Annotated in this window: 14 protein-coding genes and 1 pseudogene; 9 read left to right on the forward strand and 6 right to left on the reverse strand. The window is 70.4% G+C overall.

Features of this window, described 5'->3' with window-relative positions:
• Nucleotides 1-147 precede the first annotated feature (147 nt).
• Nucleotides 148-375, reverse strand: a complete 228-nt coding sequence (locus ACZ60M_RS15370; protein ID WP_465418497.1) for a hypothetical protein — start codon at nt 373-375, stop codon at nt 148-150.
• A 157-nt stretch (nt 376-532) separates the two neighbouring features.
• Nucleotides 533-2,383: a DEAD/DEAH box helicase gene (locus tag ACZ60M_RS15375; protein WP_465418499.1), complete on the reverse strand. Its 1,851-nt coding sequence runs from the start codon at nt 2,381-2,383 to the stop codon at nt 533-535.
• A gap of 308 nt (nt 2,384-2,691) precedes the next feature.
• Between ACZ60M_RS15375 and ACZ60M_RS15380 the strand changes: the two genes are divergently transcribed.
• The 5 genes from ACZ60M_RS15380 to hpf all read left to right on the forward strand — a co-directional run bounded on the left by ACZ60M_RS15380 (nt 2,692) and on the right by hpf (nt 7,897).
• On the forward strand, nt 2,692-3,384 hold the full coding sequence (locus ACZ60M_RS15380) for a ferritin-like fold-containing protein (protein WP_465418500.1): 693 nt from the start codon (nt 2,692-2,694) through the stop codon (nt 3,382-3,384).
• Between the two features lie 118 nt (nt 3,385-3,502).
• A complete protein-coding gene (locus ACZ60M_RS15385; protein WP_465418502.1) occupies nt 3,503-4,804 on the forward strand; it encodes a permuted SH3 domain-containing protein in 1,302 nt (433 codons plus the stop codon).
• The gene (locus ACZ60M_RS15390; RefSeq protein ID WP_465418504.1) at nt 4,804-6,162 is read left to right on the forward strand and encodes an ABC transporter permease; all 1,359 of its coding nucleotides are present in this window, start codon (nt 4,804-4,806) and stop codon (nt 6,160-6,162) included. The genes ACZ60M_RS15385 and ACZ60M_RS15390 overlap by 1 nt, the downstream gene beginning before the upstream one ends.
• Before the next feature lie 16 nt (nt 6,163-6,178).
• On the forward strand, nt 6,179-6,820 hold the full coding sequence (locus ACZ60M_RS15395) for a ComF family protein (RefSeq protein WP_465418506.1): 642 nt from the start codon (nt 6,179-6,181) through the stop codon (nt 6,818-6,820).
• A 411-nt stretch (nt 6,821-7,231) separates the two neighbouring features.
• Nucleotides 7,232-7,897 carry a ribosome hibernation-promoting factor, HPF/YfiA family gene (gene hpf, locus ACZ60M_RS15400; RefSeq protein WP_465418508.1) on the forward strand — a complete coding sequence of 222 codons (666 nt, stop codon included), beginning with the start codon at nt 7,232-7,234 and terminating at the stop codon, nt 7,895-7,897.
• Between the two features lie 151 nt (nt 7,898-8,048).
• Here the strand turns inward: hpf and ACZ60M_RS15405 are convergent, their stop codons facing one another.
• The 3 genes from ACZ60M_RS15405 to ACZ60M_RS15415 all read right to left on the reverse strand — a co-directional run bounded on the left by ACZ60M_RS15405 (nt 8,049) and on the right by ACZ60M_RS15415 (nt 11,439).
• Nucleotides 8,049-9,197, reverse strand: coding sequence for a L,D-transpeptidase (locus ACZ60M_RS15405; protein ID WP_465418631.1), 1,149 nt, complete (start codon nt 9,195-9,197; stop codon nt 8,049-8,051).
• An 84-nt stretch (nt 9,198-9,281) separates the two neighbouring features.
• The gene (locus ACZ60M_RS15410; RefSeq protein ID WP_465418510.1) at nt 9,282-10,253 is read right to left on the reverse strand and encodes a GNAT family N-acetyltransferase; all 972 of its coding nucleotides are present in this window, start codon (nt 10,251-10,253) and stop codon (nt 9,282-9,284) included.
• 61 nt (nt 10,254-10,314) lie between these two features.
• Nucleotides 10,315-11,439 carry a GNAT family N-acetyltransferase gene (locus ACZ60M_RS15415; protein WP_465418512.1) on the reverse strand — a complete coding sequence of 375 codons (1,125 nt, stop codon included), beginning with the start codon at nt 11,437-11,439 and terminating at the stop codon, nt 10,315-10,317.
• 114 nt (nt 11,440-11,553) lie between these two features.
• On the opposite strand from ACZ60M_RS15415, the gene secA reads away from it, so the two are divergent.
• Both secA and ACZ60M_RS15425 read left to right on the forward strand, forming a co-directional pair.
• The gene (gene secA / locus ACZ60M_RS15420; RefSeq protein ID WP_465418513.1) at nt 11,554-14,451 is read left to right on the forward strand and encodes a preprotein translocase subunit SecA; all 2,898 of its coding nucleotides are present in this window, start codon (nt 11,554-11,556) and stop codon (nt 14,449-14,451) included.
• A 37-nt stretch (nt 14,452-14,488) separates the two neighbouring features.
• A pseudogene (locus tag ACZ60M_RS15425) lies at nt 14,489-14,836 on the forward strand (DUF6912 family protein); the annotation flags it as partial.
• A gap of 47 nt (nt 14,837-14,883) precedes the next feature.
• Here the strand turns inward: ACZ60M_RS15425 and ACZ60M_RS15430 are convergent.
• On the reverse strand, nt 14,884-15,804 hold the full coding sequence (locus ACZ60M_RS15430; protein ID WP_465418515.1) for a hypothetical protein: 921 nt from the start codon (nt 15,802-15,804) through the stop codon (nt 14,884-14,886).
• Nucleotides 15,805-15,984: 180 nt separating this feature from the next.
• Between ACZ60M_RS15430 and pruA the strand changes: the two genes are divergently transcribed.
• The gene (pruA, locus tag ACZ60M_RS15435; protein ID WP_465418517.1) at nt 15,985-17,610 is read left to right on the forward strand and encodes an L-glutamate gamma-semialdehyde dehydrogenase; all 1,626 of its coding nucleotides are present in this window, start codon (nt 15,985-15,987) and stop codon (nt 17,608-17,610) included.
• Nucleotides 17,611-17,667: 57 nt separating this feature from the next.
• A complete protein-coding gene (locus tag ACZ60M_RS15440; protein ID WP_465418518.1) occupies nt 17,668-17,970 on the forward strand; it encodes a DUF397 domain-containing protein in 303 nt (100 codons plus the stop codon).
• The last annotated feature ends 215 nt before the right edge of the window (nt 17,971-18,185 follow it).

Raw genomic sequence — 18,185 nt, forward strand, 5'->3', positions numbered from 1 at the left:
TTCCTCTGCCTCCTCCACACCCTGTAAAAGAAAAACCTCCCCGGGCCGCCTTTGGCTGCCCCCCCGCCCCGGCACCACCCCCCCCCCCCCCACACCCCCCCCCCCCCCCCCCCCCCCCCCCCCCCCCCCCGGGGCCATTGCGTTCGGTCAGTCGGCGAGGAAGCCGACGATGAGGACGGTGAACATGAGCGCGACGCTGATGAGGGTGATCCAGTGGGTCACGAGCCGGGCGCGCTGCTCGGCGGCGTTGATCGCGGCGTGGTCCTGGTGCGGCAGAGGCCGGGGCGCGCTCGGCAGCGCCACGGCCTCGACCCGCCACCCGGGCGGGGGAGGGACGTTGACGGGCGGGCCGTCGTACTCGGCGCGGTCGCTCATGAAGGAAGCCTAGCGCCGAGTCGCCCTCCGACCCCCGGGGTCGGGTGTGTCCGACCGGCGGGCCCCCAGCGCATATGGTCTCGCGGGGGTACGACAGAACGGCTCGGGCCGGTAGATCCATTTGGATCTACCGGCCCGAGCCGTTCTTGCTTACTGCTTACTCGGCGCTGCCCTGGCGGTCGTTGTCTCCCGTGGGGCGGCGGCGACGGCGTCGGCGGCGGGCCGGGGCGTCGCCGTCGGCGGCCGGGGCCGCGTCGGCGGGCTTGGACTCGCGGGGGGCGTTCGCTTCGGCCCCTTCGCCTTCGGTGCGGATGCGGCGGCGCTGGCGGCTGCGGGGGGCCTGAGCCTCGCCGCTGTCGTCGGCGGGGCCGCTGACCGTGCCGTTGTCGTCGACCGTGATGCGCTCGCTCGAAGCGGCCGGGCGCTCGCTGCGCCCGCCCGAGCGGCCGCCGCCGCGGCGGTCGGAACCGCCCCGGCCCCGGTCGCTGCCGCCGCGTCCGCGGTCACCGCGCCCGCGGCCGCGGCCGCCGGACTTGCGGCTGTCGCCCTCGACGTTCTCCTCGCGCTCGGCGCTGAGGCCGTCGCGCTTGCGGAGCTCGCTCGGGAGCGACGACGGCGCCCCTTCGGGGATGTCCAGGTCCGTGTACAGGTGGTCGGACGTGTGGTACGTCTCGACCGGCTCGCCGAGGTCGAGGTTGTTGGCCTTGACGATGATCTTCCAGCGCGGCAGGTCCTCCCAGGTGAGGAAGGTGACCGCGATGCCGGTGGCGCCCGCGCGGCCGGTGCGGCCGATGCGGTGCACGTACGTCTCGGCCTCTTCGGGCGAGTCGTAGTTGATCACGTGCGTGACGTCCTGGACGTCGATGCCGCGCGCGGCCACGTCGGTCGCCACGAGCACGTCGATCTTCCCGGAGCGGAAGGCCCGCAGGGCCCGCTCGCGGGCGTTCTGGCCCAGGTCGCCGTGGACGGAGCCGACGGCGAAGCCGCGGAAGTCGAGCTCGTCCGAGAGCTTCTGCGCGGCGCGCTTGGTGCGGCAGAACATGATCGTCAGACCGCGCTCGCGCGCCTGCAGGATGCGGGCGGCGACCTCGACCTTGTTGAGCGCGTGGGTCATGTAGACCAGCTGGCGGGTGTTGTTGGCCGCCTCCTGGTCGGGGCCGGTCACGTCGGCGGCGACGGTCATGGGCCGGTGCATGTGGCGGCGCGAGAGCGACATGATCGTGTCGGGCATCGTCGCCGAGAACAGCATCGTCTGGCGCTCCTCGGGGAGGAGCTTGAGGATCTTCTCGACATCCTCGGAGAACCCGAGGTCGAGCATGCGGTCGGCCTCGTCGAGCACGCAGTGCGCGATCGCGTCCAGCTTGATGTGCTTGGACTTGTACAGGTCCAGGAGCCGCCCGGGGGTGCCGACGATGATGTCGACGCCCGCCCTGAGCGCCTCGACCTGCGGCTCGTAGGCCCGGCCGCCGTAGATCGGGAGGACCCGGATGCCGCGGGTCTTGCCCGCGTCCTCGAGGTCGCGGGCGACCTGGAGGCCCAGTTCGCGGGTGGGGACCAGGATCAGCGCCTGCGGCTTGCCGCTCGCGCCCTCCTCGGCGGAGGTGATCCTGTCGATGATCGGCAGGCCGAACCCGAAGGTCTTGCCGGTGCCGGTGGGGGCGCGGCCGATGATGTCGGAGCCGCGGAGGGCGATGGGGATCGCGTACTCCTGGATGGCGAAGGCCCGTTCGATGCCAAGCGCTGCAAGCGCTTCGACGGTCTCTTCCCTGACGCCCAGCTGGGCGAAGGTCGGCCCCTCGTTCTTGGGCCGGTCGTTGTTCACTTCGTTCACTCTGTTCACCTCGTGGCGGAGGACGTCACCAGATCCGGGGAACTCGGCGCCACATTCAGTCTCGTCATACAGCGGCGACGACCGCCGGATTCGGGAAGTCGCCGCTTCGCAGGAGCGGCCCGGCGCCTGGCGCCGGTACCGCGTTCGAGGACCGCTCTCGCATCGCCGCGCCCGCATGGTTAAACCACGCTTTGAACCATGCCTTGAACCGGAGTTCGAACTATGGTTCGCGAGCTTCGTCGAGGGGACTGCCACCAGATGGCCGCGGTCGCTCCCGTCCATCGTACGCCCCGGACGCACCTCCGTCTCGGTGCGACGCTGCGGTCAGGCACCCGGCGAAGCGTGCGAGTCGGGCATTTCACACTGCCGTGGGCGGGCCCGCCCGGTCGGGGGCCCCGCCGACCTGCGAAGACGCGTGCAAAGGTCCTGTTCCCGACAACCCCGCGAAGGCGAGGGCCGCTCCGGGCCAGTGGTAACCTGCCCCCGTGTCCGAGACAACTGATCCCGCCGCGCAACACGACGACCCGGCCGCCGCCGCCCCGGCCCCCAGCCGCGAGGCCGTCATCGATCTCCTTGGGCTGCTTGCCCTCGGCGAACTGCTCGCGTTCGAACGGATGGTCTACGACGCGCGGCTCGCGCCCGACCTCGGACGCCGCGCCGCCCTCTCGGAAGCGGCCGTTGGTGAGATTCGCAACTACCGGCTGCTCGCCGACCGCCTGGCCGAGCTCGGCGCCGACCCCGGCGACGCCATGGCCCCGTTCAAGGAGGCCTTCCGCTCCTTCGACGCCTCCACCGCGCCGCGCGACTGGCTCGAAGCGCTCGTGAAGGTCTACCTCGGCGACGCCGTCGCCGACGACTTCTTCCGCGTCGTCTCCACCGGGCTGGACGACAAGGACCGCACCCTCATCGAGACCGTGCTCGGCGAGACCGGCGCCTCCGACCTGGCCGCCGCGGAGATCCGCGCCGCCGTCGAGGCCGACCCGGCCGTCACCGGCCGCCTCTCGCTGTGGGCCCGCCGCCTCGTCGGCGAGGGCATCAACCGCGCCCAGGGCGTGGCCGCCGCGAACGAGCGCCTCACCGGGATCATCGTGGGCGACGGCGGGACCCTCGACGCCTTGCTGCGCAGGCTCACTCGCGCGCACCAGGACCGCATGAAATCCGTGGGCCTGAACAACTGAGGAGCCTCTGAATCTACGGCTCGCAAGCTCCCCGCAAGGGGTGTTACCGAATCGAGATGATTCGGCCGCAACTGGACCCTTCTCCCCACGCGTCTTGGCGGAGGAGGAGGACACAAACATGCGGCTCAAGAAAAGCCATGTCGTCAGCGGGGTGCTCGCCCTGGCGCTGCTCGGCGCCACCGGCACCGCCTGGTACTTCGCGCTCCAGGCGCGCACCCCGGCGCAGCGCGCCGAGGAGACTGCCGAACCCGAGGACAGTGTGATCACCGTCCGGGTCGACCAGGAACAGCTCATCAGCACACTCGACTTCGATGCGAGCCTCGACCGCACCGGCGACTTCGAGGTGCCCGCCCCCGCCGCCCCCGAGGGGATCGAGACCGCCCTGGCCTCGAAGATCCCGCTCAAGGTCGGCGACGAGGTCAAGGCGGGCACGGTCCTCTTGGAGGTCTCCGGCCGGCCGATGATCGCCCTCGAAGGGGACGTGCCCGCCTACCGGGACCTCACCGAAGGCGACACCGGGCCCGACGTCGAGCAGCTGCAGCTCGCGCTCCAGCAGCTCTACGGCACCCCCAAGACCGGCACGTTCGACGCCCGCACCATCGCGGACGTCAAGAAGCTCTACGACAACGTCGGCTACGACCACGCCACCAAGAGCGAAGAGGTACCCGACGACACCACCGACGAGGACACCACCGGCGGCGACGAGAACACCGGCGGAGAAGAGAACGCCGGCGACGAGAACACCGGCGGCGGCCAGGCCACCACTGTGGAGCGCGTGGTCGTTCCCTCCTCGGAGATCGTGTTCCTGCCCGACCTGCCCATGCAGGTCAGCAAGATCAACGCCAAGCAGTCCGCGCCCGTCGGCACCGACGCGCCCGTGATGGTCCTCGCCTCCGGCGACTGGAAGCTCGAGGCCAAGCTCGACGAGGACACCGCCTCCGAGCTCTCCAAGCTCGGCGACGAGGCCGAGCTCGAGTTCGGCGACGGCCCCATGGAGGGCCAGGAGGTCGGCGCGTTCGAGCTCGAGGTCCGCGAGGAGGCCGCCGAGGAAGGCGGCGACTACTACCCCGAGGAAGGCCAGGAGGAGCAGACCGTCGAGGTCACCTACGCCGTCTTCGAGTTCGACGCCTCCAAGGTCGAGGGCATCGACGACCTCGCCCCCGGCGAGGAGCAGGAGGTCACGCTCGTCCTCGCCCGCTCGGCCGAGGACGCGCTCATCGTCCCGCTCTCGGCACTGTGGACCGACGCCGAGGACCGCACCATGCTCACCGTCGTCGACGGCGACGACGAGAAGGAGCGCCAGGTCGAGGTCAACGTGACCCTGCGCCACGACGGCCGCGGCGTCGTCGAGCCCGTCGAAGGCGAGCTCGCCGCGGGCGACGAGGTCGTGATCGCCTGGCGCGACCGGGAAAACGCCTGATGGCCCGCAAGCGACGCGCCCCTGAGACCGACACCGAGCTCCTCGAGTACGTCTCGACCGCGGACCCGGCGGTCGTACCCGGCGGACGCGAAGGCCGCCGCGCGAAGAAGGCCGCCAAGGCCGAACGGAAGGCCGCCAAGGCAGCGTCCAAGGCCGCCGTACCGAAACGCCAGGGCCGCTTCGGGGTCCGCAGCATGGGCATCGCCTACGAGGCGTTCCAGTCCCTGCGCGGGCGCTCCATGCGCACCTGGATGACCGCCATCGGCATCGCCCTCGGCATCGCCGCCACCGTCGCCACCGTGGGCCTCTCGTCCACCTCGGCCGCGGCCATCGCCGAACGGTTCAACGAGACCGAGGCCACCCAGGTCACCGTCTCGTTCTCCAACAACATGCGCGACGCCGGGTTCGCCCCCACGCTGGAGTCCAGCGAGCGGGTGCGCGGCATCATCGGCGTCCAGGACGCCGGGATCTACTGCGCCTCAGGCGAAGAGCGCCAGGCCTCCCGCACCGAGTCCAAGGACTACGTGCGCGACGTCCCGGTCTTCGGCATGGAACCGGGCGCCATGGACGCCTTCGGCTTCACGTTCGTCGAAGGCCGCGCCTTCGACTCCGGGCACGTCGCCCGCGACGACAAGGTCGCCGTCGTCGACGAGTCCGCCGCCCGCGACCTCGGCTACGCCTCGCTCGAAGGCGGCCCGATGATCTACCTCAACGGCGAGGAGTACGCCCTCGTCGGCATCTACACCGCGCCCGAGGGCGAAGCCAAGCTCACCGGCGCCGTCATCATCCCGCCCACCCCCTGCACCACCGCCGACAAGGAGTACGGCGCCGCAGAGGTCTTCATCCGCACCGACCTCGGCGCCGCCGACAAGGTCGCCAAGACCGCCCCGACCGCGGTCTTCCCCGAAGGCGCCGAGAACCTCTCGGTCACCAAACCCTCGGACCTGCGGAACTTCCGCAAGGGCGTGGAGAACGAGATGCAGGCCCTCCTGCTCGGCCTCGCGGGCGTCTCGCTCGTCATCGGCGCCGTCTCGGTCTCCAACACCGCGCTCGTCTCCGTCATGGAGCGCCGCTCCGAGATCGGCCTGCGCCGCGCCGTCGGCGCCGCCCGCCGCGCCGTCGCCATGCAGTTCGTGTGGGAATCCACCCTCATCGGACTCATCGGCGGGCTCTTCGGCACCGTCCTCGGCGTCAACATCACCGCGCTCGTCTCGCTCTACCGCGACTGGCAGATCGTGTTCCACCCCGGGCTGTTCGCCGCCGGGCCGATCATCGGCGCGGTCGTCGGCGTCGTCGCGGGCGTCTACCCCGCCTGGCGCGCCAGCCGCATCCCGCCCGCAGTCACGCTCCGGGCCTGATGCTCGTTAGTCCCCGGTGAGACTCACCGAGGACGCACGGGACCTGTTCCTGCCCGCCGCCTGCGCCTCCTGCCGGAGCGCGCCGGCGGCGGGCAGCGGTCTGTGCGCCGATTGCGCCGCCGACCTCCTCGCCCTCAGCCCCGTCCTCGCCACCCCGGCCGTGCGCGGCGCGCCGCCCGTCGTCGCGGGCGGCCCCTACGCAGGGGCCCTCGCCGAAGCGCTCAATGAATACAAGGAGCGCGCCCGCCGCGAACTCGCCCCCGTCCTCGGCCGTCTCCTGGGCCGCGCGCTGGCGGTCGTCGCCGCCGAGGTCCCCGGCGCCGTGCTCGTCCCGGTCCCGCCCACCCGCGCCGCCCGACGCGCCCGCGGCTTCGACCACGTGGCCTGCGTCTGCGCCGGGCTCGGCGACCTCCGCCCGGTGCTGCGGGCCCGGCCCCGGCCCGACTCGGTGGGCCTGACGCCGCCGCAGCGCGCCGCGGCGGCCGCCGCGAGCCTCCACGCCGTCCCGCGCCGCCTCGCGGCCCTCGCCGCCGAAGGCCGCCCGGTGGTCCTCGTCGACGACGTCGTGACGACCGGCGCGACCTTCGATGCCGCCGCCCGGGTGCTGCGCGCCGGCGGCCTGCTGGTGCCCGCCGCGGTTGCGGTCGCCGCCGCATGAGTGCGACAGGAGTGGTTCATGTGGCGGTACCGGCGGGTACCCCTCTGGGTGTCGGCAACGCGACAGGCCCCGGGAGGCCGCTTCGAGCGCTAATGCGAAGAGTTATCTCCAGTCCGCCGAATTTCGCGCGCACGTGCCCGTTCGCATTGGAGAATTCCGGTAGCCGAAGGGTCGACTTTCGGTGACCGAAGAGTTAGTCTCGAAATCTCAGATCGGTAACGAGACGACAGAGGTCAGATGGCCCAAAGGTGAACGCCCCCAGAAATAGAGGTGCGGAATCCCAGGTCGTTCCACCCGTGAGAGGAGGTCGCTCCTTCCGCCGTACCGGACCGTCGGCTCCGGACCCAGCACGCACAACTACGTTCGCATCGCCGCCGCGAGTCGCGCGGGATGCACCTGGGAGGTTCAGAGGTGGACATCGTCGTCAAGGGCCGCAATGTGGAAGTTCCCGACCACTACCGCGAGCTCGTCGAGGAGAAGATCGAATCCAAGATCGCGAAGTACCTCGCCCGTTACGACGGGGAAGCGATCGCAATCGACGTCGAGCTCTATCACGAGCCCAATCCCCGCCAGGCCGACCACGCCCAGCGAGTGGAGATCACCTGCCGCCCCAAAGGGACGGTCATGCGGGCCGAGGCCAGCGCCGGGGACTTCCGGTCCGCTTTCGAGCTCGCCGTGACCAAGCTCGGGCACCAGCTCCGCAAGACCACCGACCGCAAGCGCGTCTCGCGCAGCGGGGCCAAGACCCCGATGTCGGTGTCCCAGGCGACCGCGAACGGCAACGGCGGCACGAACGGCACCCTGCTCGCCGAACCCGAGGTCAAGGACCTCGCCGCGGCGCACTTCATCTCCGAGGACGTCGACCACTTCGACGGCCTCGTCGAGGACCACCTGCCGGGCCGGATCGTCCGCGAGAAGATCCACCCGGGCGAGCCGATGACCGTCGACGACGCCCTCCAGAACATGGAGCTGGTCGGCCACGACTTCTACCTGTTCCACGACAAGGAGAGCGGCCGCCCGTCGGTCGTCTACCGCCGCAAGGCCTTCGACTACGGCCTGCTGCGACTCGACCTGTAGACCGCGGCGCCGCACGCCGGCGCCGGTGAAGAGGGGGGACTTTCCTCTTCGGTCCGGATGCTGTTGAGGGGTGGCATCCGGACCGGACGAGGCCCCGGGCTTGTAGCCCGGGGCCTCGATCCGTGTCTGCTCGCTGTTTCGGAAGCGCGGCCTAGAGGGCCGAGCCTTCCTTCCACTCGTCGTAGGACATCACCCAGTAGCCCCAGCCGTTGTCCCAGGGCATCGGGCGCGGCGAGGAGTCGCCGACGACCTCGACGGGGTCGCCGCGCTGCGCCATGTGGAAGAACCACTCGGCGTCGGTCTCGCTGGCGTTCAGGCACCCGTGCGAGAGGTTCGCCTCGCCGAGCTGGCCGTTCCACGGCGCGCCGTGGACGAACTCGCCGGTGGCGTTGATGCGGGTGGCCCAGTTGACGTCGGTCGAGTAGTAGCCCTCGTCGCCCTCCTCCTTGCCGGGGGAGACCATCGTCTTCATCTCGAACTTCTCCATGACCAGGTGGGTGCCGGTCGCGGTGTAGTACTCGTACTCGGCGCCGGAGCCGCCGCTGATCGGGATCGTGCGGGCCACTTCGCCGTCGACCTCGACGGTCATGGTGTGGGAGTCCAGGTCGGCGACGGAGACCTGCGACTCGCCGATGACCATCTCGGCCGAGTAGTCCTCGCCGCCCCAGGTGTCGTCGCCGAGGAACTCGCCCGCGAAGTTCGCGGTGAACGTGACGGTCTGGTGGCCTTCCCAGTACTCCTTGGTCCGGTAGATCACCGTGTCGTCGTCGATCCAGCGCCAGGCGCCCTCGTGGCCCTTCTCGGACTCGACGACCAGCAGGTTCTCGACGGCGGCCCGGTCGGGGGCGTCCTCGGTGAAGGTGACGATGATCGGCGCCCCCACGCCGACCTCCTCGCCCTCGGAGACGGGGGTGACGTCGGCGACCTCGAAGCCCGAGCTCTCGCGGGCCTGGGTCGTGAACTGCTGCTCGAACTCGGTGACGGTGCCGTCCGAGCTCACGGCCTTCGCGACCACGGTGTGGGTGGAGCCGGCGTCGAGGATGCCTTCAGAGGTCCAGGTGGTGAGGTCCTCGGAGAACGAGCCCTCGATGGTCTCGGACCGGTCGGACGTGACGTTGACCTCTTCGAGGAGGCCGTCCACTACGGACAGGGTGAACGGGGCGGTGGGGTCCTGCTCCTCGACGGCGTCCATCGCCACCACCGGGACGATCGGCGCCGGCGTGAACGTCCCCGTCTGGGGCGCACTGCAGGCCCCTGCCATGAGCAGCAGGGACAGCACCGCCAAGGCGCGCGCGGGCATGAGCTTCAAAGGGGGTTCCTCCACAAAGCGAAGTGACGGGATCACTATATCCTCGACGCCTGTCCCCACCTCTTGGGTTGCATGTCAATCGCTACTTAGCGAAGCCCACAGCAACGTGTCGCGGCGCCGCCCCGAGAGCGTCGGCAGACCGCCGCGCTCGACCCCTTCGAGGCGGAACCCGGCGCGGCGCAGGACCGCCTGCGACGCGGTGTTGTGGACGTCGGTCCCGGCCCACACCCGGTCGAGCCCGACCTCCTTGAACGCCCACCGCCGCACGAGCCGCACCGCGCGTGTCGCGTACCCGCGCCCGCGCGTCTCGGGGCTCAGGTCGTACCCGATCATGGCGGTCCCGGCCACGCGCGCCACGTCGTACAGCCCGATCGTGCCCCGGTAGCCGGTGCCGTCGTCGATGACCATGAGCGCGGCCCGCCCGCGCAGCCACTCCACCGCCGCCCGCCACTCGCACACCTCGCGGGCCTCCTCGGTGCTCGGCGGCAGCGGCAGGACCGCGCCCGAGTACACCTCCGGGCGCGAGCGGTGCCGCAGGTGCTCCTCGAAATCCTCAGGGGCCAAGGGCCGCAACGCGACCACTTCGTCCCGCAGGGTCCCGCCCGGCAGGTCCGGCAGCGCCCTGGGGAACGGTCCCGGCCCGTCCCCGGGCAGCAGCCCCAGCGTCAGGGCCTCCGTGCCGTCCCAGGCCGCGCCCCTCGACACGCCGCCGTCGGGCCGGAACCCGGCCCGCATCGCCGCCCTGATCGCGGCCTGGTCGCGCACCGGCGGCCGCGCCTCGATCCGCCTCGCGCCCCGGTCGAACACGCCCGGGGCCGCCGCGCGCAGCATCGCCGCCGCGAGGTGCTTGCCGCGCCGCTCGGGCGCGACCCAGTACCGCACGCCCACCGTCCGGCCGTGCCGCTCGAAGCCCAGCGCGCCCCAGACCGCCTCGCCCTCGGGGCCGAACGCGATCGCGTGGGGCTCGAACCCGCAGTCGATCCCCGCGCCCTCGGGCGCGGGGCGCAGCGAGAACGCCGCCGACTCGACGGGCTCGAAGTCATACACGCCCCCCAGCCAAGCAGGGGCGGCACCGTCCCGTCAACCATTCGCGGAACGGAATTCACGTTCACCCGAGGTCGTCGGCGAAGCGGCTCCCGATCCACTCGTCCACGCGCCCGTCCTCGCCGTGCTGCCGCCGCCTGCGCGTGCCCTCGACCGTGAAACCGGCCTTCTCCGCGACCCGCCGCGACGCCTCGTTCCCGACCGCCGCGCGCCACACGATCCGCTCCAGGCCCAGCTCCGCGAAGCCCAGCTCGCACAGCCGCCGCACCGCAGCGGTCGTCCAGCCCCGGCCCCGCGCCCACGGCGAGCAGAAGTACCCGATCTCGGCCTCCCCCGGCTCCTTGAGCACGAGGTCCACCGATCCGCAGTACCGGTCGTCGGCGTCGGCCAGCGCGAACAGCACCTTCTCGCCGCGCTCCCAGGCGCCGCGGGTGAAGTCGAGCCACCAGGCGGCGTCGCCCGCCGTGTACGGGTTCGGCAGGCCGCTGACCCACTGCTGCACTTCACCGTCCGCGCAGGTCGCGGCCAGGTCGCCGAGGTCCGACTTGCGCAGCGGCCGCAGCTTCAGCCCGGCCGCGCCGGTCTCGAGGGTGCGCCTCTCGCCCAGGAAGAACGCGGCCTGCTGCTTCAGGATCGGGTAGTTCCCGGGCGGGTCGTCGGGACCGCGCACCTCGCCCGGAAGCATGCCGCCGACCCAGCAGTCCTTCGAGACGCCGCGCTGGTGGACCCCGTTGCGGGCGATCCCCTCGACGGTGAACCCGGTCCGGACCGCCGCAAGCCGCGACGCGTGGTTGCCGACGATCGCGTCCCACGCGATGCGCTTGGCGCCCAGGTTCTCGAACCCGAACTTGACGGCCGCGCGGATCGCCCGCTGCGCCACGCCCCGCCCCCGCGCCCACGGCGCCGTGACGTACGTGATCGTCAGCTCGTACGGGAACGACTTGGTCAGCGCCATCGAGCCGGCGAGCTTCCCGTCCTCGTCCACGACGGCCCAGCGCGGGTTGCCGCTCTGCCAGTGCCGCTCCTGCAGCCACACGAACCGCTCGCGCGCGGTGCCCGCCCACGGCAGGGGCATGACGAGGAACCGCTCGATGAGCGGGTCGGCGTAGATCTTCGCAAGGTCGGCCATGTGGCGCTGCTCCCAGGCGACGAGTCGCAGGCCGTCGGCGGTGAGGGTGACGGGTTCCATAGCGTCCGATTGTGCCCCACCGGCGGCCGTCGGGACCAGCGACTGACGACGCGTACTATTGACCGGGAAATCCACCCGATTTGGCCGAGACGTTGCTGTGGGAGCTGATCTTCCGTGTCGTTGTTCGAGAAGGTACTGCGAGCCGGCGAGGGCCGTGCGCTCAAGCGACTCAACGCGATCGCCGATGCGGTCGACTCCTTGGAGGACGAGTACGAGGCGATGACCGACGCGCAGCTGCGCGCGTGCACCGACGAGTACCGTGAGCGCCTGAACGACGGCGAGACCACCGACGACCTCATGCCCGAGGCGTTCGCCACCGTGCGCGAGGCCGCCAAGCGCGTCCGCGGGATGCGCCACTACCACGTGCAGCTCATGGGCGGCGCGGCCCTGCACCAGGGCAACATCGCCGAGATGAAGACCGGTGAGGGCAAGACGCTCGTCTCCACGCTCCCGGTCTACCTCAACGGCCTCACCGGCAAGGGCGTGCACCAGGTCACCGTCAACGACTACCTGGTGCGCCGCGACGCGGAGTGGATGGGCGAGATCCACCGCTTCCTCGGCCTCAGCGTCGGCGTCGTGCTCCCGGGCGAGGGCGCCGAGAAGCACCGCGAGGCGTACGCGTGCGACATCACGTACTCCACGAACAACGAGCTCGCGTTCGACTACCTGCGCGACAACATGGCCAGCTCGGCCGACAGCCTCGTGCAGCGCGGCCACAACTTCGCGCTCGTCGACGAAGTGGACTCCATCCTCGTCGACGAGGCCCGCACCCCGATCATCATCTCCGGCCCCGCCGAGCACACGCCGCGCTGGTACAAGGAGTTCGCGGCCATCGTCGGCACGATGAAGCGCGACGAGCACTACGAGGTCGACGAGGGCAAGCGCACCATCGCGATCACCGAGTCGGGCGTCGCCCGCGTCGAGGACCGCCTGGGCATCGAGAACCTGTACGACTCGGTGAACACCCCGCTCGTCGGCTACCTGAACAACGCGATCAAGGCCACCGAGCTGTTCGAGCGCAACCGCGAGTACATCGTCTCCGAGGGCGGCGAGGTGCTCATCGTCGACGAGTTCACCGGCCGCGTCCTGCCGGGCCGCCGCTTCAACGAGGGCATCCACCAGGCCATCGAGGCCAAGGAGAAGGTGGACATCAAGCAGGAGAACCAGACCTTCGCGACGACGACCCTGCAGAACTACTTCCGCATGTACGACAAGATCGGCGGCATCACCGGTACGGCGCAGACCGAGGCCGCCGAGTTCAACAACGTCTACGGCATGGGCGTCATCCCGATCCCCACGAACAAGCCGATGGTCCGCAAGGACCAGTCCGACGTCATCTACAAGACCGAAGAGGCGAAGTTCCAGGCGGTCGTCGACGACATCGCCGAGCGCCACGAGACCGGGCAGCCGATCCTCGTGGGCACCACCTCGGTCGAGAAGTCCGAGATGCTCGGCCAGTTCCTGCGCAAGCGCGGCATCCCGCACAACGTGCTCAACGCGAAGAACCACGCGAAGGAAGCCGACATCATCGCCCAGGCCGGCCAGCGCGGCGCGGTCACCGTGGCCACCAACATGGCCGGGCGCGGTACGGACATCATGCTCGGCGGCAACCCCGAGTACCTGGCCGCCGCCGACCTGCGCGGGCGCGGCGTCGACGAGGCCGACGAGGAGACCTACTCGGCCGCTTGGGAAGAGGCCCTCGAGAAGTTCGAGGAGACCACCAAGGCCGAGGCCGAGGACGTGAAGGACGCGGGCGGCCTCTACGTGCTGGGCACCGAGCGCCACGAGTCGCGCCGCATCGACAACCAGCTGCGCGGCCGCGCCGGGCGCCAGGGCGACCCGGGCGAGTCGCGGTTCTACCTGTCGCTCTCGGACGATCTGATGAAGCGGTTCAACGCGGACGCCGTGCGCGCCATGATGAACCGCCTGCGCGTCCCCGACGACGTCCCGATCATCTCCAAGATGGTGTCCCGCCAGATCGAGTCCGCGCAGTCGCAGATCGAGGGCCACAACGGCGAGATCCGCAAGAACGTCCTCAAGTACGACGAGGTCATGAACAACCAGCGCACCGTCATCTACGACGAGCGGCGCAAGGTGCTCAACGGCGAGGACGTCTCGGAGCAGATCACGCACTTCATCGACGACACGCTCGAGGCCTATGTCGCGGGCGCGACGAGCGAGGGGTACGCCGAGGACTGGGACCTCGACGAGCTCTGGTCCGCGTTCAAGCAGCTCTACCCGATCGGGATCACCCACAAGGAGCTCGTGAAGAAGGCCGGCGGCCTCGCCGAGCTCGACGCCGAGACGCTCCTGGCCGCCGTGAAGGACGACGCGCACGAGGTCTACGCCTCGCGCGAGGAGGAGTTCGGCGAGGAGATCCTGCGCAAGCTGGAGCGCCGCGTCCTGCTGCAGACGATCGACCGCAAGTGGCGCGAGCACCTGTACGAGGTGGACTACCTCAAGCAGGGCATCAGCCTGCGGGCGTACGCGCAGCGCGACCCGGTCATCGAGTACCAGCGCGAGGCCTTCGACATGTTCCAGACGATGCTCGAGGGCATCAAGGAGGAGTCGGTCCGGTTCCTCATGAACGCCGAGCTGAAGCAGAAGACCGAGGGCGCGGCCGAGCCCGAGGCCCAGATCCGGGGCCTGGAGCCGCTGAAGAAGCCCGAGATGCTGATGCAGTCGGCGCCGTCGATGGACACCGCGAGCGGTGTCGAGCAGCAGACCACGACCGAGGACGGCTCGGTGTTCAAGCGCCCGCCGAAGCCGGTCCCGGGCCAGAAGCGCGCCGTCAAGCGCACCCCGGGCGCGGGTACGAAGGGCGCGGCCAAGGTCGCCCCGAAGTCCGCCCGTTCAGCAGGTCCGCGCAAGGCCTCGACCGCGCCTCCGGCGAAGCAGGCGAACCCGCAGCAGCGCCAGTCCGAGAAGGTCGGGCCGAACGAGCCGTGCCCGTGCGGTTCGGGCAAGAAGTACAAGCGCTGCCACGGGGCTCCTGGCGGAGTTGCAGACTAGGGGCATGACCCGTATCTACATTCCCGCGAATGCGGAGATGCTGGCTCACCTCGCCGCGAACGGCGAGGTGAAGCCGGTGTCGGCCGTCCACACCGTGACGAATTGGCTCAAGCGCGAAGCGCCGAACGCCGACCTCGAAGACCTCGAGTACACGGCGTTCGCCGACGCCGCGCTGGCGTCCGTGGCACTCCTGCAGGGTCAGCCGCCGCGCCGCGTGGTCATCTCGGCCGACGTCCCGGACGACCAGGTAACCGACGAATCCGAAGGCACCGCCGCCGAATTCAACGGCAGCGTGAAGCTGAAGAAGGTGGCGGCGATCCACATGGACGACGCCGCCGCTGCCGAGGAGATCGCGGCCGAGCTCGCCTCCACTAGCCCCGACCTGGACCTGATCGAGTCGAACGTGCTCGACTGGTACGCCCCGGCAGAGCTTCAGGAACTGTTGGCGGCCTTGGCCTTAGGGGCCTTCGGCAGCAGCAGCCCGAACGCGAGCACGGCGCAGAACGCCCCGGCGAACATCGCGGTCATCGAGCCGTTGTACTGCCACTGGAAGCTGAGCGACAGGAACGCCTCGTCGAGCGGGGCGACCTCGTCGAGGCCGGTGTTGAGGAGCACTTCGACGCCGATCTGGGCGATCACCGTGGACACCAGCCAGATCGCTCCGGGGAACGCCCCGGCGACGAGGTGCCCGAGGAGCTTCACGCCCGCTTGCTTCTTGCGCAGGTACAGGAACGCGCAGATGCCGCAGGCGAGCCCGGCGACGAACGGCAGGATCTGGCCGAGCGCGCCGTACTGGTCCAGCGGGTCGGAGAACAGGCTCACCGAGGTGGCCGATTCGAACAGGCCGCGCGCGAACATGAAGGCCAGCAGCAGCAGTGTCGCGCTCAGCCCGGCGACGACGGTGACGCTGCGCCTGGGCAGCGCGAAGAGCCCGCCGATGATCGCCGACCCGAGCAGCACGAGCGCCAGGACCAGCGCGATCGAGGCGTCCACGGCGAAGCTCGCGTAGGCGAGGACCGCCGCGAGGAGGCCGACGACGGTGAACCCGAGCGCGGTCAGGGCCCGCTGCGGGCCCTTGAGCAGGCGCGGGGCGACCACGCCTGCGACGGCGCCCGCGAACGCGGTGACGATGATGGGGCTGAACAGGCTGTTCGCCAGGAGCATGACGCCGGTGTCGTCGAGCCCGTCGGCCATCCCGGTGAGTTGGTAGAGCGAGAAGACGACCCCGCCGAGCGAGAGCACCGCGGCGGCGCCGAGCACCCAGAGCGCGACGCGCCCCGGCCCGGCCTCGGGGGCCGCCTCGGGCCGCCCGGTCTCCTGCTCCTGCGCCTGTGCTTCCTGCGTTTCAGTCACCAGCCCAGAGTACGTATCCCCGTTCGGGCGGCTGCATCACACCGCTTCCTCCGCCTAGTTGGCTTCGTACCAGGTCACGGGGCCCGAACTGTGCGAGGATGGCGACAGGACCAAGAGTCTTGTAGCCTACTGATCAAAGACACGAAACCGAAGTAGCCATCGATTCGACGGGAGGGCGCGATGGACGCCTTGTTTACGGTTCCCACTCCGGAGAATGAACCGGTCAATACGTACGCACCGGGCACTCCTGAGCGCGAAAGCCTCCAGAAGACGCTCGCCGAACTCGCGAGCACCCAGCTCGACCTCGACCACCACATCGCCGGCCAGTGGCGCCGCGGCTCCGGGGCCGAGATCAAGGTCGTCCAGCCCCACAACCGCGCCCACGTCCTCGGCGTCACCCGCGAGGCCACCGCCGCCGAGTGGGCCGACGCGGTCGCCGCCGCCAAGGCCGCCCGCCACGACTGGATCCGCATGGACTTCGCCGACCGCGCGGCGATCTTCCTGCGCGCCGCCGAACTCATCGCCGGCCCCTACCGCGACGTCCTCAACGGCGCCACCATGCTCGGCCAGTCCAAGACCGCCGCGCAGGCCGAGATCGACGCCGCGTGCGAGCTCATCGACTTCCTGCGCTTCAACGTCAGCTTCGCCGAAGGCATCTACCGGCAGCAGCCGAACTCCTCCAAGGGCCTGTGGAACCGCACCGACCACCGGCCGCTCGACGGGTTCGTCCTCGCCATCACCCCGTTCAACTTCACCGCCATCGCGGGCAACCTCCCCACGGCCCCGGCCCTCATGGGCAACACCGTCGTGTGGAAGCCCTCGCCGACCCAGCAGTTCGCGGCGCACTTCGTCATGAAGGTGCTCGTCGAGGCGGGCCTGCCGCACGGCGTCATCAACATGGTCACCGGCGTCGGCACCGAGAGCGAGACCGCGCTCCTCGACCCCGACCTCGGCGGCATCCACTTCACCGGCTCCACCAAGACCTTCCAGCACCTGTGGCAGACCGTGGGGTCGAACATCGCCGGGTACCGCACCTACCCGCGGCTCGTCGGCGAGACCGGCGGCAAGGACTTCATCGTCGCCCACCCGAGCGCCGACCTGCAGGCCCTCGCCGTCGCGATGGTCCGCGGCGCGTACGAGTACCAGGGCCAGAAGTGCTCGGCCCTCTCGCGCACGTACGTACCCGCGTCGCTGTGGCGCGGCGGCCTGAAGGACGCCGTGGTCGGCATGACCGAGGACCTCACCTACGGCGACGTCACCGACTTCGCCAACTTCGGCGGCGCCGTCATCGACGGCCGCGCCTTCGCCAAGCACACCGCGCTCTTCGAACGCCTGCAAGGCGACGCGAAGGCCACCGTGATCACCGGCGGCACCGCCGACGACTCGCAGGGCTTCTTCGTGCAGCCCACGCTCATCGAGTCCACCGACCCGGCCCACGAGCTGTTCACCGACGAGTACTTCGGGCCCATCAACGGCGTCTACGTCTACGACGACGCCGACTTCGACGCCGTCGTCCGCCAGGCCGCCGACATCGCCCCGTACGCGCTCACCGGCGCGGTCTTCGCGAACGACCGGGCCGCTGTCGCCCGCGCCAGCGAGGAGCTGCGCTTCGCCGCCGGCAACTACTACATCAACGACAAGCCCACCGGTGCTGTCGTCGGCCAGCAGCCCTTCGGCGGCGCCCGCGGCTCGGGCACCAACGACAAGGCAGGGTCCTGGCAGAACCTCGTCCGCTGGGTCAGCCCGCGCTCGATCAAGGAGAACTTCCTGCCGCCCACCGACTACCGCTACCCGCACCAGGGTTAGCCCGTCTCGCACGAGGGGGCCCGGACCGCGAGGTTCGGGCCCTTTTATGCTTGGGCCATGACGAAGCGTGAGCACCCGCTCAAGGGCGAGTTCGACACTGCCACGGCCCGTTGGGAACGCACCACCCACGAGGACGGCACGCCCGCCGCGCTCGAGATCGGCTACGCCGACAACGGCCTGGTGGCGCTGCGCATGGCCGAGGACCCCGAGGGCGACATCCTCATCTACACCCCGTCCGAGTGGGAGGCCTTCGTCGAAGGCGTCCGCGACGGCGAGTTCGACATCGAGACCTGGGACGACGAGCCCATCGTCGAGATCATCGAAGACGACGAGGACGAAGAGGCCCCCGCGTCTAAGTAAGCCTCGCAAGCACTCACGGCCGCGCCGACGGATACCCGTCAGCGCGGCCGTCCGCGTTCCCGCCGCCGCTTCGCATCGCCCGATCGTGCCAACCTGAATTTCTCGGGAAGCTCTTGTATCCGAACGGACTCGGCGGTCTCTTCCCTGGTGAAAGTCGCGATACCCTCCCAGCCCGTGGCGTTCGCGGCATTCCGGGCTTGAGTGCCTCCCGACTA

It is taken from the genome of Glycomyces sp. NPDC050141, assembly GCF_055586545.1.

Bases quoted from the DNA above. Each gene is read 5' to 3' on its own strand.
- ACZ60M_RS15370 (WP_465418497.1), bottom strand. From the start codon at position 375: ATGAGCGACCGCGCCGAGTACGACGGCCCGCCCGTCAACGTCCCTCCC.
- ACZ60M_RS15375 (WP_465418499.1), bottom strand. From the start codon at position 2,383: ATGCGGGCGCGGCGATGCGAGAGCGGTCCTCGAACGCGGTACCGGCGC.
- ACZ60M_RS15385 (WP_465418502.1), top strand. From the start codon at position 3,503: ATGCGGCTCAAGAAAAGCCATGTCGTCAGCGGGGTGCTCGCCCTGGCG.
- ACZ60M_RS15390 (WP_465418504.1), top strand. From the start codon at position 4,804: ATGGCCCGCAAGCGACGCGCCCCTGAGACCGACACCGAGCTCCTCGAG.
- ACZ60M_RS15405 (WP_465418631.1), bottom strand. From the start codon at position 9,197: ATGCCCGCGCGCGCCTTGGCGGTGCTGTCCCTGCTGCTCATGGCAGGG.
- ACZ60M_RS15415 (WP_465418512.1), bottom strand. From the start codon at position 11,439: ATGGAACCCGTCACCCTCACCGCCGACGGCCTGCGACTCGTCGCCTGG.
- pruA (WP_465418517.1), top strand. From the start codon at position 15,985: ATGGACGCCTTGTTTACGGTTCCCACTCCGGAGAATGAACCGGTCAAT.
- ACZ60M_RS15440 (WP_465418518.1), top strand. From the start codon at position 17,668: ATGACGAAGCGTGAGCACCCGCTCAAGGGCGAGTTCGACACTGCCACG.